Source organism: Nonomuraea sp. NPDC049607, assembly GCF_040675375.1.
Lineage (GTDB): Bacteria > Actinomycetota > Actinomycetes > Streptosporangiales > Streptosporangiaceae > Nonomuraea.
Genome location: NZ_JBFAOV010000009.1, coordinates 11,969 through 25,433, shown reverse-complemented (window position 1 = coordinate 25,433; position 13,465 = coordinate 11,969). Strand labels below are relative to the sequence as shown.

Genomic DNA, 13,465 nt, shown 5'->3' with positions numbered 1-13,465 from the left:
GCCGGGCCGGAAATATCGGTAGGCGAGTTTTCCCGTCCAGGGCGGGGGAGAAGGAGAGTCATGAACGTGTTGGGCATCGACATCGGCGGCTCGGGAATCAAGGGCGCCCCGGTCGACACCGAGGCCGGAGAGCTCGTCAAGGAGCGGTTGCGCATCGCCACGCCCCAGCCGGCCAAGCCCGAAGGGGTGGCCGAGGTGGTGGGTCAGATCGTCGAGCACTTCGACTGGGACGGCCCGGTCGGCGTGACCTTCCCCGGCGTCGTCGTCGACGGGGTCGTGCACACGGCGGCCAACGTCCACCACTCGTGGATCGGCGTCGACGCCGCCCGGCTGTTCGGTGGCGCGACGGTGCTGAACGACGCCGACGCCGCCGGCATCGCCGAGATGACCTTCGGCAGGGGCCGCGACCAGAAGGGGACCGTGCTGATCCTGACCTTCGGCACGGGCATCGGCAGCGCCCTGTTCGCCGACGGCACACTCGTCTGCAACACCGAGCTCGGCCACCTGGAACTGCGCGGCAAGGACGCCGAGGAGCGCGCGTCGGCGCGGGCCCGCGAGGAGCACGACCTGAGCTGGGAGAAGTGGGCCGATCGGGTCGAGGAGTACCTCAGGCACGTGGAGATGCTGTTCTCGCCGGGCCTGATCGTGATCGGCGGCGGCGTGAGCAAGAAGGCCGACAAGTTCCTGCCGCACGTCACCCTCGACACGCCCGTGGTCCCCGCCGCCCTGCAGAACGAGGCCGGCATCATCGGCGCCGCCCGCCACGCCGCCAGCCGGTCGGCCGGATAGGGGGACGGGCGGCGCGGCGATATTGGGATGCGGGAGGCGGCCCGTGTCGGGCACCATGGGCCGTTGGCTCCGGGGCCACGGGGCTCAAATATCCTGAAAGCAGTATGGGAACGCCTCCGTTGTCCTCTCCGCTCGCCGACCTCCAGTCCCGCCTGCCCGAGCTCATGCCGCGCGACCAGCGGCGGCTGCGGCGCAGGCTCGACGGCATGCGCCGGGTCCGCTCCCGTGACGCCCGGGACAAGATCGCCACCGAGATCCTCGCCGACGTCGAGCGGGCCGAGCAGCGGCTGGCGCGCCGCCGCGAGGCCGTGCCGCAGGTCCAGTATCCGGAGAACCTGCCGGTCTCCCAGCGCAAGGACGACATCCTGGCCGCCATCCGCGACCACCAGGTCGTGATCGTCGCGGGCGAGACCGGGTCCGGCAAGACCACCCAGATCCCCAAGATCTGCCTTGAGCTCGGGCGCGGCGTGCGCGGCCTGATCGGCCACACCCAGCCGCGCCGCATCGCCGCCCGCACCGTCGCCGAGCGCGTCGCCGAGGAGCTCGGCACCGAGCTCGGCGAGGTCGTCGGCTACAAGGTCCGCTTCACCGACCAGGCGAGCGACCGCACCCTGGTCAAGCTGATGACCGACGGCATCCTGCTGGCCGAGCTGCAGAACGACCGCATGCTCGACCAGTACGACACGCTGATCATCGACGAGGCCCACGAGCGCAGCCTCAACATCGACTTCATCCTCGGCTACCTCAAGCAGCTCCTCCCGCAGCGCCCCGACCTCAAGGTCATCATCACCAGCGCCACCATCGACCCCGAGCGTTTCTCCCGCCACTTCGGCGACGCGCCGATCATCGAGGTCTCCGGCCGCACCTACCCGGTCGAGGTCCGCTACCGCCCGCTGGCGGAGGACGACGACCAGACCGGCGGCATCGTCGACGCCTGCCGCGAGCTGGTCACCGAGGGGCCCGGCGACATCCTGGTCTTCCTGTCCGGCGAGCGGGAGATCCGCGACGCCGCCGACGCCCTGACCAAGGCCGACTTCCGCAACACCGAGATCCTGCCGCTCTATGCCCGGCTGAGCGCCGCCGAGCAGCACCGCGTCTTCCAGCGCCACACCGGCCGCCGGATCGTCCTGGCGACCAACGTGGCCGAGACCTCGCTGACCGTCCCCGGCATCAAGTACGTGGTCGACCCGGGCTTCGCGCGCATCTCCCGCTACAGCCATCGCACCAAGGTGCAGCGCCTGCCCATCGAGCCCATCTCGCAGGCCAGTGCCAACCAGCGCAAGGGCCGCTCGGGCCGCACCTCCGACGGCATCTGCATCCGGCTCTACGAGGAGGAGGACTTCCTCGGCAGGCCGGAGTTCACCGACCCGGAGATCCTGCGCACCAACCTGGCCTCGGTCATCCTGCAGATGACCTCGATCGGGCTGGGCGACATCGAGGCGTTCCCGTTCGTCGAGCCGCCCGACCGCCGCCAGGTCAAGGACGGCGTCAACCTGCTCCACGAGCTGGGCGCGTTCGACGCCCAGGGCAAGCTCACCGGCGTCGGCCGCAAGCTGGCGACCCTGCCGGTCGACCCGCGCCTGGGCCGCATGGTGCTGGAGGCCGAGAAGAACGGCTGCCTGCGCGAGGTGATGGTGATCGCCTCCGCGCTGTCCATCCAGGACCCGCGCGAGCGGCCGTCCGACAAGCAGCAGCAGGCCGACGAGAAGCACCGGCGCTTCGCCGACCCCGAGTCCGACTTCCTGACCTACCTCAACCTGTGGAACTACCTGCGCGACAAGCAGAAGGAGCTGTCCTCCAGCGCGTTCCGGCGGCTGTGCAAGGCCGAGTTCCTCAACTACCTGCGGGTCCGCGAGTGGCAGGACATCTACAGCCAGGTCCGCCAGGCGCTCGGCGCACAGCCCGGCAGCGTGGCCGCCGACCCCTACCAGGTGCACGTGTCGCTGCTGGTCGGCCTGCTGTCGCACATCGGCGTCAAGGACGTCATGGACAAGCAGCGCGCCGCCGACGGGCGGCGGCCCATGCAGGAGTACATCGGCGCGCGCAACGCCCGCTTCGCCATCTTCCCGGGCTCGGCGCTGGCCAAGAAGCAGCCGCAGTGGGTGATGTCGGCCGAGCTGGTCGAGACCTCGCGGCTGTGGGCCCGGGTCAACGCCAAGATCGAGCCCGACTGGGTCGAGCCGCTGGCCCAGCACCTGGTCAAGCGCACCTACTCCGAGCCCCACTGGGAGAAGAACCAGGGCGCGGTGATCGCCCTGGAGAAGGTCACCCTCTACGGCGTGCCGCTCGTCGTCGGCCGCAAGGTCAACTACGGTCGCGTCGACCCCGACCTGTCGCGCGAGCTGTTCATCCGGCACGCCCTGGTCGAGGGCGACTGGGACACCCACCACCGCTTCCTGAAGGACAACCGCCGGCTGCTCGAAGAGGTCGAGGAGCTGGAGAACCGGGCCCGCCGCCGCGACATCATGGTCGACGAGGAGGTCCTGTACGACTTCTACGACCAGCGCGTCCCCGCCGACGTCGTCTCGGCCAGGCACTTCGACTCCTGGTGGAAGAAGGCCGGGCGGGAGCAGCCCGAGCTGCTCACGTTCTCGCCGGAGATGCTGGTCAACGAGGGCGCCGACATCAGCGCCCGCGACTATCCCGACACCTGGAAGCAGCTCGGTCAGCGGATGAAGCTGACCTACCAGTTCGAGCCGGGCGCCAACGCCGACGGCGTCACCGTCCACGTGCCGTTGCAGGTGCTCAACCAGGTCAACGCCGACGGGTTCGACTGGCAGATCCCGGGCCTGCGTGAAGATCTGATCACCGCGTTGATCCGGTCGCTGCCCAAACACGTGCGCCGCAACTTCGTGCCCGCCCCCAACTACGCCAAGCAGGTGCTGGCCGGGGTCAGGCAGGGCGGCGAGCCGCTGCTGGAGGCCGTCGAGCGCGAGCTGCTGCGGCTCACCGGCGTCCGGGTGCCGCACGACGCCTGGCAGCTCGACCAGGTGCCCGACCACCTGCGCATCACCTACCGGGTGATCGACGAGCGCAAGCGCACGGTCGCCGAGGACAAGGACCTCGACGCGCTCAAACGCCGGCTCGCGCCGCGCCTGCGCAAGACCCTGTCGGAGGCCGGCGACGACCTGGAGCGCACGGGCCTGCGGACCTGGAGCTTCGGCACCCTGCCCAAGGTGTTCGAGCAGGGCCGGATGAAGGGCTACCCGGCGCTCGTCGACGCGGGCGACTCGGTCTCCGTCAAGATCTTCGAGACGGCCGCCGAGCAGCGCCGCGCCCACTGGCCCGGCACCCGCCGGCTGCTCCTGCTCAACGTCACCAACCCGGCCAGGTCCCTGCTCGGCGGCCTGTCCAACCAGGCCAAGCTGGCCCTGTCCCGCAGCCCCCACGGCGGCGCCGTGGCGCTGTTCGACGACGTGGTCAACGCGGCCGTCGACAAGCTGATGCTCGACCTCGGCGGCCCGGCCTGGGACCCGGCCGGGTTCGACCGCCTCTACCAGCACGTCCGGGCCGAGCTGCACGACACGGCGGCCGACGTGCTGGCCAAGGTCGAGCAGATCCTGAGCGTCTGGCACGCCGTGGGCACCCGCCTCGACGGCCTGCGCGCGAGCGCCTCGACCGACGACGTGCGCGACCAGCTCGGCAAGCTCGTCTTCAAGGGCTTCGTCACCGCCACCGGCACCCGCCGCCTGCCCGACGTCCTGCGTTACCTGCGGGCCATCGAGCGCCGTCTCACCAAGCTCCCCGAGGAGCCGTGGCGGGACGAGGAGTGGATGGACCGCGTGCACAAGATCGAGGACGACTACCAGGACCTGCTGGCGAGCCTCCACCCGGCCCGCCGGGGCGACCCCGACGTGACGGAGATCCGCTGGATGATCGAGGAGCTGCGGGTCAGCTTCTTCGCCCAGACCCTCGGCACCCCCACGCCGGTGTCGGAGAAGCGCATCACCAAGGCGATGGAGAAGCTGCGGCCCTGAGCTCGGGGCGGCACACGGACGAACAGGGGGAATGATGGTCAAGGCCGTCAAGGCCGTCGTGCTCGACGTCGGCGAGACGCTGATCGACGAGACGCGCATCTGGTCGCGCTGGGCCGACCGGCTGGGGGTGAGCAGGTTCGTGCTCATGGGCGCGCTCGGCGGCATGGCGGCGCTCGACCGTTCCCACCGGGAGGCGTTCGAGCTGGTCCGGCCGGGGCTCGACGTGAAGGCCGAGATCGCCGCCTGGGAGCGCGACGACCCCGACGGCCTGCGCAACCACTTCGACGCCGACGACCTCTACCCCGACGTGCGGGTGGCCCTGGCGGCGCTGCGCGCGGCCGGGTTCCAGGTGATCATCGCCGGCAACCAGCCCCGCCGGGCCTTCGACGCCCTGGTGGCGATGGACCTGCCGGTGGACTCCGTGCACACCTCCGAGGGCTGGGGGTTGTCCAAGCCCGCTCCGGAGTTCTTCGCCAAGGTGGCCTCGGTGGCCGGGCGCGAGCCGGCCGAGATCCTCTACGTCGGCGACCGGCTCGACAACGACGTGCTGCCCGCCGCCCGCGCGGGCATGCGCACCGCGTTGCTGCGCCGCGGTCCGTGGGGCTTCCTGCACGCCGAGCGGCCGCAGGCCAAGACCGCCGACGTGATCGTCGACGACCTGCACGACCTGCTGCCGGCGCTGCGGCGGCTCATGTGAGGGTTTCCGGCACCCCCCTCAGGTGAGGTCCTCGTCGGGGTCGATGCGCAGGGCGCGTTCCTCGGCCGACAGGTCCTCCCGGTCGGCGTCCCAGTCCACGCCGATGGCCTCGTCCTCGGTGTCGGGGTGGGCGCCCTCGTCGGGCTCGGTCAGGCGGTGTTCCGCCCGCGGGGCGCGCCGCGGGCGGTCGGGCAGCTCCTGGCGCAGCCGCTCGTCGAGCGTGGCCTCGCGCTGGGGGTCGTCCTCTTTGACCTCGTGGTGCAGGCCGAGGTCGTCGGTCCACTCCCTGACCTCGATGTCCTGCTCGTCGGCCATGCCGAATCGGTCCGGAGGTAGTTCGCTCATACTGCGCCCCTACCCACCATGCGGACCGAAATCCTATGACTTGGCCCGGTTTAGGGCGTCCGGTAGCGCATCCTTGTCCATTCAGCGGCCGATCGCGGCGCCGACGAGGGAGCGGGGGTCGGCGGCGCCCGCCAGCATGCCGTCGGAACGCACGTCGATGAGGTGGGCGTGGCCGAAGGCGCCCCCGTACGGCAGCGTGCGCACTGGGTGGCCGAGCGCGGTCAGGCCGTCGGCCCAGGTGGTGCCCTCCTCCAGGTCGAGCACGGCGTCGTCGGGGGCGTCCCAGGTGTCGAAGCCGTTGCCGCCGCCCAGCCGCCAGCGCGGGGCGGCCAGCGCCTGGCCGGGCTCCTCGCCGTGGCGCAGCAGGCGGGTGATGACCTGGGCCAGGATCTGCGGCTGCGCGTCGCCGCCCATCGTGCCCACGACCGTGCGCAGCCCGCCGCCGGGACGGGTGATCAGCGCGGGGGCCAGGGTGTGCGGCGGACGGCGGCCGGGGCCGTACTCGGCCGGGTGGCCGGGACGCAGCGAGAAGCCGATGCCGCGATTGTGGAGGTTGATCCCGGTACGCGGCTCGAAGAGCATGCCGCCGAACCCGGACGCGTTCGACTGGATCAGCGACACGCCCATGCCGTCGCCGTCGACCGCGCACAGGTACGTCGTGTCGCCGTCGGCGGACGGCGCCCGCAGCCGGTTGCGCCTGACCGGGTCGACCAGCGCCCGGCGGCGGGCGATCTCGCCGGGGTCGAGCAGGTCCTTGGCGTCTTCGTGCAACAGGGCGAGCCGGTCGTGCCCGGCGGCCCTGGCGGCCTCGGCCAGCAGGTGCGCCCAGGCCGGATGGCGGGGCGAGCCGGGCAGGTCGAGCCCGTCGAGGACGGCCAGGGACATCAGCAGCAGGTAGCCCTGCGAGTTGGGCGGCATCGACCAGACGTCGTGGCCGAAGGCGCGCACCCGCAGCGGCTCGGCCCAGTCGGCGCCGGGGGCGGCCAGGTCGGATTCGGTGAACTCGCCCGCGCCGAGCTCGATCAGGCCCTGCCCGAACTCGCCGAGGTAGAAGCCGTCGCGGCCGCCGTCGGCCACGGCCTGGAGGGCGCGGGCCACGCCGGGGCGGGTGATCCGGTCGCCGGCCTGACGTACGTGGGCGAAGTCGCCGCCGCCGGGCCGCCCGGCCGCCGTACGGGCGCCGGGGAGCAGCAGCGGGGAGGCGGGGAAACCGTCACGGGCCAGCGCGATCGCGGGCCGCAGCAGCTCGGCCATGGGCAGGCGGCCGTGCCTGGCGTGCAGGGCGAACCACCCGTCGACGCAGCCGGGCACCGGCGTCGACCGGATGTCGTGCAGGTGCGGCATGCGGGTGTGCCCCTCGGCGCGCAGCCGGGCGGGGTCGGCGCCGGCCCCGGCCCGGCCGGAGGCGTTGAGCGCGGTGACCGTGCCGTCGTGGACGAGCGCGAACAGGTCGCCGCCGAGGCCGCACATGTGGGGTGCGACCACGGCGAGCACGGCGTTGGCCGCGATCGCCGCGTCGGCCGCCGAACCGCCGCGGTCCAGCGCGCCCACCCCGGCGGCCGAGGCCAGGTGGTCGACGCTGGACACCATGCCGTTCGGGGCGTATCTGGTGTTGTGCACGTGAAGAGACTAAGCCCGTCCCGGAGTCAGGCGTTCTCCAGCCGTGGACGGAAGGCCGCCTGACGGACGGTCCGGCCGGACAGGCGGGCCAGCACGAGCGCCGCGAGCAGCGTCGCGGCCACGCACGACACGCCGCCGACGCCCAGCGACAGGCGCGGCCCGAACGCGTCGCTCAGCCAGCCGAGCAGCGGGCCGCCGATCGCGCCCGCGCCCGCGCTCACCATGCCGAGCGCGGCGAGGACCCGCCCGCGCATCTCCTCGGGGCTGTCGAGCTGCGCCCGCGCCGAGACCGTGGTGTCGATGATCACCGCGCCCGCCGCGATCGGCAGCATCATCGTGGCGAACGTCCCCAGGGCGGGCATCAGGCCGCTCAGCGCCTGCGCGACCCCGGTCAGGAACGCGGTGACCAGCAGCAGCCGGATCGTCAGGTGCGGCCGGGCAGCGGCCAGGAAGCCGCCCACGACGGTGCCGACGGCGAACACGGTGGACAGCAGGCCGTACCCGCCGGCTCCGGCGGCCAGCGGGCCCGCGCTCATGGCGGCCATGGTGACCTGGTAGTTGCGGCCGAGGCTGCCCAGCACGAGCGAGAGCGCCAGCACCACCAGCAGCCAGGGGGTGCGCAGGACGTACCGCAGGCCGGCGGCGACCGCGCCGGGCTGCCGCTCGGAGGCGGCGAGCCGGTGGAACTCCGCGCGCCGCATGGCCGCGACGGCCCCGATCACGACGAAGAAGGTGGCCGCGTTGAGCAGGAAGAGCCCGCCGTTCCCGGTCAACGGCAGCAGCACGCCGGCCAGGCTCATGCCGAGGATGCGCCCGGCCGAGTTCAGGACCGAGCCGAGCGCCATGGCGTTGGGCAGGTCGTCCGGGGGCACCACCTCGGCCCCGAAGCGTCCCAGCGCCGGGCCGCCGAGCGCGGAGACCACGCCGCCCGCCAGCGCCACCGCGTAGATCGGCACGACGGAGTCGACGCCGGAGAAGGCGATCAGCGCCAGCACGGCGGCCAGCGCGGCCTGCGCGAGCTGCGCGGCGACGACGACGGGCCGGGTCGGCAGCCGGTCGGCCAGCGCGCCGCCCCACATGCCCAGCAGCAGCGTCGGCAGCGCCTGCATGACCAGGCTCAGCCCCACGCTGGTGGCCGACCCCGTCATGGTGAGGATGAGCCAGTTCACGCCCAGCACCTGCATCCAGGTCCCGGTGACGGAGACGATGTCGGCTCCGGCCCAGAGCCGGTAGTTGTGGTGGCGCAGGGCGCGGAAGGTGGAGGAGCGCGGTGGCAAGACTGGTCCTAGCCTCGGAAGGGGCAAACGGGGGAGTCAACGCGCGGCTCGATCGCGACGATACCGATTTGCCCGAAATGTGAGGTAAGACACGTTTAAAACTGGTTTAGGGCGAAATTTCAGACCAATTCGAGCGGGCGGTCCCGGTCCACCAGGGCCGCGTAGTGGCCGCCGAGGGCCATCAGCTCGTCGTGCGTGCCGCGTTCGACGACCTTCCCGCGGTCGAGCACGACGATCTGGTCCGCGTCGCGGACGGTCGACAGGCGGTGGGCGATCGTGATCGTCGTACGGCCCCGCGCGAGCGTGTCCAGGGCCTCCTGCACGGCTCGCTCGGTCTGGGTGTCGAGGGCGCTGGTGGCCTCGTCGAGGATCAGCACCGGCGGGTTGCGCAGCAGCGTGCGGGCGATGGCCAGGCGCTGCTTCTCGCCGCCGGAGAACCGGTAGCCGCGCTCGCCCACCATCGTGTCGTAGCCGTCGGGCAGCGAGGCGATGTGGTCGTGGATGCGCGCGGCCCGCGCCGCCTCCTCCAGCTCCTCGTCGGTGGCCGCCGGGCGGGCGAAGCGCAGGTTGTCCGCGATCGAGGCGTGGAACAGGTACGTCTCCTGCGAGACCACCCCGACCACCTCGCTCAGCGTCTCGAACGTCAGGTCGCGCACGTCCACGCCGTCGATGGTGACCCGGCCGCCGGTCACGTCGTACAGGCGGGGGAGAAGGTAGCTCAGGGTGGTCTTGCCCGAGCCGGTCTCGCCCACGACGGCCAGCGTCGTGCCCGCGGGGACGGTGACGTCGACGGCGTCGAGCGTGCGCTCGTCCTCGTAGGCGAAGTCGACCCGCTCGAAGCGCACCTCGCCGTGTACGCGGTCCAGGGTGCCGGTTCCGGGGTGGATGTCCACCGACAGGTCCAGGTACTCGAAGATGCGGCCGAACAGCGTCAGCGAGCTCTGCACCTCGACGCCCAGCCGCAGCAGCGACACCGTCGGCCGGAACAGGCTCGACTGCAGCGTGGTGAAGGCCACGAGGGTGCCGACGGAGATGACGCCGGTGTGGCCGACGGCCCAGTAGATCAGGGCGGGCATCGCGGCCATGATGATCTGGATCGACGACTGCCGCCAGCGTCCGGCCATGCTCGTCCGCACGCCCAGCTCGGCCAGCTCGTCGGAGGCGCGGCCGAACCGTTCGGTCAGCTCGGCGGAGCGGCCCATGGTCCGGCCCAGCAGGACGCCGCTGATCGACAACGACTCCTGGACCATCGAGGAGATCACGGCGAGCTTGCGCTGCCGTTCGCCGGTGATGCGCTTGCGCTCGCTGCCGACCTTCCTGCTGATCCACACGAACACCGGCAGCAGCAGGAGCGAGATCACCGTCAGCCGCCAGTCGAGGGCGAGCATCGCCACGATCGTGGCGAACACGGTGGTGAGGTTGGAGATGATCGAGGTGGCGGTCGAGGTGACCACCGACTGCATGCCGCCGATGTCGTTGGCGATGCGCGACTGCACCTCGCCCGTCCTGGTGCGGGTGAAGAAGGCCAGCGACATGCGCTGCAGGTGGGAGTAGACCGAGATGCGCAGGTCGTGCATCACCCGCTGGCCCACCGTGGTGGAGATCAGCGTCTGCAGCACGTCGAACACGCTCGTGGTGACCGCGACGGCGATCATGCCGAGCGCCAGCAGCGTGAGCAGCAGCGCGTCGCGGGACGGGATCGCCACGTCCAGCACCTCGCGCAGCAGGAACGGCGAGGCCAGCCCGACCAGGGACGACAGCAGGATGAACGCGCCCACCAGGGCCAGTCGGCCGCGGTAGGGGGTGAAGAGCCCGATGATGCGCCGCAGTGGCGCGCGTGGTTCGTCGGCCAAATGGGGCCTCCTTTCGGATGTCCACTCAAACAGAGGCTAACTCATAATTGTTCCGGCTAAACTCATCGGCATGGGAGAGAAGGAGCTGGCGGAGCTCTTGCACCTGGTCGGCAGGCGTCTACGGCACGGATACGTGCATGGGCTGGTGCCGCTCGGGCTCAATCCGGGGCAGGCGCGGGCGTTGCGGGTGCTCGGCGACGCCGACCGGCCGCTGCGCATGGTGCAACTGGCCGACGAACTGCGGATCGTGCCGCGCTCGCTGACCCCCGTCGTGGACGCGTTGGAGGAGGCCGGGCTGGTGCGCAGGGAGGTCGATCCGGCCAACCGCCGCTCGACGCTCGTCGTGATCACCGACGCCGGCCGGGCCATGGCCGAACGGGCGAGGGACGCGCGCAGGGCGGCCGGCGAGGGCCTGTTCGCGGTGTTGTCGCAGGAGCAGCGGGACCAGCTCAGGGACCTCCTGGCCGTGGTGGACGGCCAGTTCGGATGAGCGCCGTGCCGAGGAGAGGTGGCCGGTCCGGATGACCGCCGTGTCCAGGAGAAGCCGCCGGTTCAGACGGGGGTGCCGCCGATGACCGTGCCCAGGCAGGGCGGGCGGGCCATCAGCGCCGAGTACGGGTAGCGCCCCCGGGCGTCGAAGACGGCGAAGTCGGCCCGGCTGCCCGGCCCGAGCGAGCCGACCCGGCCGGGACCGGCGTCCAGGCCCAGCGCCCGCGCCCCGCCCAGCGTCGCGGCCTCGACCAGGCGGCGGTCCAGCCCGCGTAACCGCAGGCCGAGCTCCCGGGCCCGCCGCCGGACGCCCGCCGCGAGCCCCAGCAGGTCGCCGGTGCCGCCAGGGTCGGGGTCCTGGCCGCCCGGGTTCCGGCCGTCCGGGGCGTGGCTGCCCAGGGCGAGGCGGTTGCCCTCCTCCAGGAGGGCCAGCACGTCGGCGGCCCGCGCGGGGTCCGGCGGGCAGACGGCGACCACGCTCCGCCGCAACCGCAGCAGCTTGCGCTCGCCGGGGTCGAGCGGCCGGGCGCAGGTCACGTGGCAGTGGGGGCCGAGCACGCCCGCCTCGTCCAGGGCCATGGGCGAGTGCCGGTCCAGCCCCGCCAGCAGCCGCAGGCCGAACGTCCTGGCCAGCACGGCGACGTCCTCCAGCACGTGGGGGTCGCGGGTGCGGGCCGCGATCCCGACCGGGCACGGCCGGTCCACCTCGCGCAGCGCCGTGATCAGCGCGTCCCGGTCGTGGTCCTCCCACTCCTGCTCCGAGGCGCTGGAGGCGGCGACGTACGCGATGCCCGGCACGCCCGGCACGCCCGTGAGGTCGGCGGGCTCGGCGGGGTCGGCCACCACGGAGGCCCGCGTGGTCACGCCCGGTCCCGGCGGCGCCGGGCCGCAGCAGGCGTCCACCAGCCCGGGCACGATCGCCCCCGGCCAGCGGATCTCCTCCGCGACGGGGAAGCAGGACAGCAGTTCGGCCCGCGAGCCCACCTGGAGCACCCGCTCGCCCCTGATCACCACCGTGCCGTCGCGCACGGGCTCGGCGCAGACCGGCAGCACGAGGGGAGCGGAGTGGGCCACGACGGGCGCGGGCGCGCGCCTGCCCAGAACCGGCCCGGAAGCCCGGACAGCACGCTTCGCACCCGCCATAGGCGCTCCCGTCGGATTTTCCCTTTTGGCATTAAACGCGAGCGATGCCGGGGAAGGCAATCAGTCGCCGCGGGCGCCTCGGGGCTGGTAGCGCCCGGACAGGCGGGCCAGTTTCAGGCCGAGGTGCAGGGCCAGCCGCTCGCCGCCGTCCTTCAGGTCCGTACGCGCCAGCTCCTCCACCCGTTGCAGCCGGTAGTACAGCGAGGTGCGGTGCAGTCGCAGCGCCCGGGACGTCGCCACCGCGCTGCCCGCCAGGTCCAGGTACGTCTCCAGCGTCTCCAGCAGCGGCAGGTACTGCTCGTCGGCCAGCAGCCCGTCGAGCCCGGGATGCACCTCCTGGTCGGGAAGCTGGGTGAGCATCCGGTAGACGCCGAGCCGGGCCCACTCGGCCGACCGGCCGAGCCCCGGCACCCGCGCGGTCACCTCGGCCGCGTGCCGGGCCTCCGCGTACGACCCCGCCGCCTGCGCCAGCTCGTCCCGGGTACGCCCCACCCCCACGACCACGGGCACCGGCATGGCCGCGTGCAGCTCGTCGGGCGGGACCGGCGGCCCGGCGGTGAGCAGCACCGCGTGGTCGTAGCGCACCAGGTGCAGCGGATGGTGGCCGCTCAGCCGCCGCCGCAGCGCCAGCAGCCCCTGTTCGAGCGCCAGGCGCAGCCCCTCGTCGGGCTCGGCCGAGCGGGGCCGCGCCACCAGCACGGTCACCGGCTGGCCCTGCGGGAACGCCCCGGCCTCGATGAGCTGCCTGGCCGCGTCCCGTTCGCCGCGCAGCAGCCCGGTGACCGCCTCCAGCTCCCGGTGCGAGGCCAGCCCGGTGGCCAGGCTCTCGTGGAACAGCGCGAGCGCCAGCCCGGGGACGGCCGCCACGGCCTCGGCCACCTGCTCGGCGGACATCGACGGCCCGGCGTCGATGAACCACAGGAAGCCGAGCAGGCCGTCGGAGTGCCGCAGGGGGACGCACACGCGTGGCAGCAGGCCCAGGTGCGGCGCGCCGGCCGTGCGCAGGGGGGCCTGTGCCTCGTGCACGCCCGCCGCCCGCAGCCACTCGCGTACCTCGGGGGTGGTGTGCCGGCGCAGGATGGAGTCGCGGCGGATGTCGTCCATGGCGCCGTTCTGCTCGCTGTAGGCGATCACGCGCTGCACGCGGTCCTCCAGCAGCAGGGGACGTCCGAGACGGACGGCGAGGTCGTCCACGATCCGCTGGAGATCCGCCAAAGCTCCACCTAGGTCACGCTGGACATTTCGACAAATGTCGGAAGGGTTGATACACGTCTT

General features: G+C 72.6%; 10 protein-coding genes. 4 read left to right on the top strand and 6 right to left on the bottom strand.

All coding sequences use genetic code 11. From position 1 onward, the window contains the following. The first annotated feature begins 60 nt into the window (after positions 1 to 60). The 3 genes from ppgK (at position 61) to AB0J97_RS19340 (ending at position 5,463) form a co-directional block, all read left to right on the top strand. A complete protein-coding gene (gene ppgK, locus AB0J97_RS19350) occupies positions 61 to 789 on the top strand; it encodes a polyphosphate--glucose phosphotransferase (RefSeq protein ID WP_364090365.1) in 729 nt (242 codons plus the stop codon). A gap of 104 nt (positions 790 to 893) precedes the next feature. Next, on the top strand, positions 894 to 4,766 hold the full coding sequence (hrpA, locus tag AB0J97_RS19345) for an ATP-dependent RNA helicase HrpA (protein ID WP_364090362.1): 3,873 nt from the start codon (positions 894 to 896) through the stop codon (positions 4,764 to 4,766). Between the two features lie 31 nt (positions 4,767 to 4,797). Continuing rightward, the gene (locus tag AB0J97_RS19340; protein WP_364090359.1) at positions 4,798 to 5,463 is read left to right on the top strand and encodes an HAD family hydrolase; all 666 of its coding nucleotides are present in this window, start codon (positions 4,798 to 4,800) and stop codon (positions 5,461 to 5,463) included. An 18-nt stretch (positions 5,464 to 5,481) separates the two neighbouring features. On the opposite strand, the gene AB0J97_RS19335 is transcribed toward AB0J97_RS19340, so the two are convergent. The 4 genes from AB0J97_RS19335 to AB0J97_RS19320 all read right to left on the bottom strand — a co-directional run bounded on the left by AB0J97_RS19335 (position 5,482) and on the right by AB0J97_RS19320 (position 10,558). Then, on the bottom strand, positions 5,482 to 5,808 hold the full coding sequence (locus AB0J97_RS19335; protein WP_357697814.1) for a DUF5709 domain-containing protein: 327 nt from the start codon (positions 5,806 to 5,808) through the stop codon (positions 5,482 to 5,484). Between the two features lie 81 nt (positions 5,809 to 5,889). Then, the gene (locus tag AB0J97_RS19330) at positions 5,890 to 7,428 is read right to left on the bottom strand and encodes a gamma-glutamyltransferase (protein WP_364090355.1); all 1,539 of its coding nucleotides are present in this window, start codon (positions 7,426 to 7,428) and stop codon (positions 5,890 to 5,892) included. Positions 7,429 to 7,454: 26 nt separating this feature from the next. Then, positions 7,455 to 8,705: an MFS transporter gene (locus tag AB0J97_RS19325; RefSeq protein WP_357697818.1), complete on the bottom strand. Its 1,251-nt coding sequence runs from the start codon at positions 8,703 to 8,705 to the stop codon at positions 7,455 to 7,457. A 119-nt stretch (positions 8,706 to 8,824) separates the two neighbouring features. Then, complete coding sequence (locus AB0J97_RS19320; RefSeq protein WP_364090352.1) at positions 8,825 to 10,558, bottom strand: ABC transporter ATP-binding protein; 1,734 nt, start codon at positions 10,556 to 10,558, stop codon at positions 8,825 to 8,827. Between the two features lie 70 nt (positions 10,559 to 10,628). Between AB0J97_RS19320 and AB0J97_RS19315 the strand changes: the two genes are divergently transcribed. Further along, positions 10,629 to 11,048, top strand: coding sequence for a MarR family transcriptional regulator (locus tag AB0J97_RS19315; protein ID WP_357697821.1), 420 nt, complete (start codon positions 10,629 to 10,631; stop codon positions 11,046 to 11,048). A gap of 62 nt (positions 11,049 to 11,110) precedes the next feature. On the opposite strand, the gene AB0J97_RS19310 is transcribed toward AB0J97_RS19315, so the two are convergent. Together AB0J97_RS19310 and AB0J97_RS19305 are read right to left on the bottom strand one after the other, a co-directional pair. Further along, positions 11,111 to 12,190 carry an amidohydrolase family protein gene (locus AB0J97_RS19310; protein ID WP_364090349.1) on the bottom strand — a complete coding sequence of 360 codons (1,080 nt, stop codon included), beginning with the start codon at positions 12,188 to 12,190 and terminating at the stop codon, positions 11,111 to 11,113. A gap of 60 nt (positions 12,191 to 12,250) precedes the next feature. Next, positions 12,251 to 13,405, bottom strand: coding sequence for a helix-turn-helix domain-containing protein (locus AB0J97_RS19305; protein ID WP_364090346.1), 1,155 nt, complete (start codon positions 13,403 to 13,405; stop codon positions 12,251 to 12,253). Positions 13,406 to 13,465: the final 60 nt, after the last annotated feature.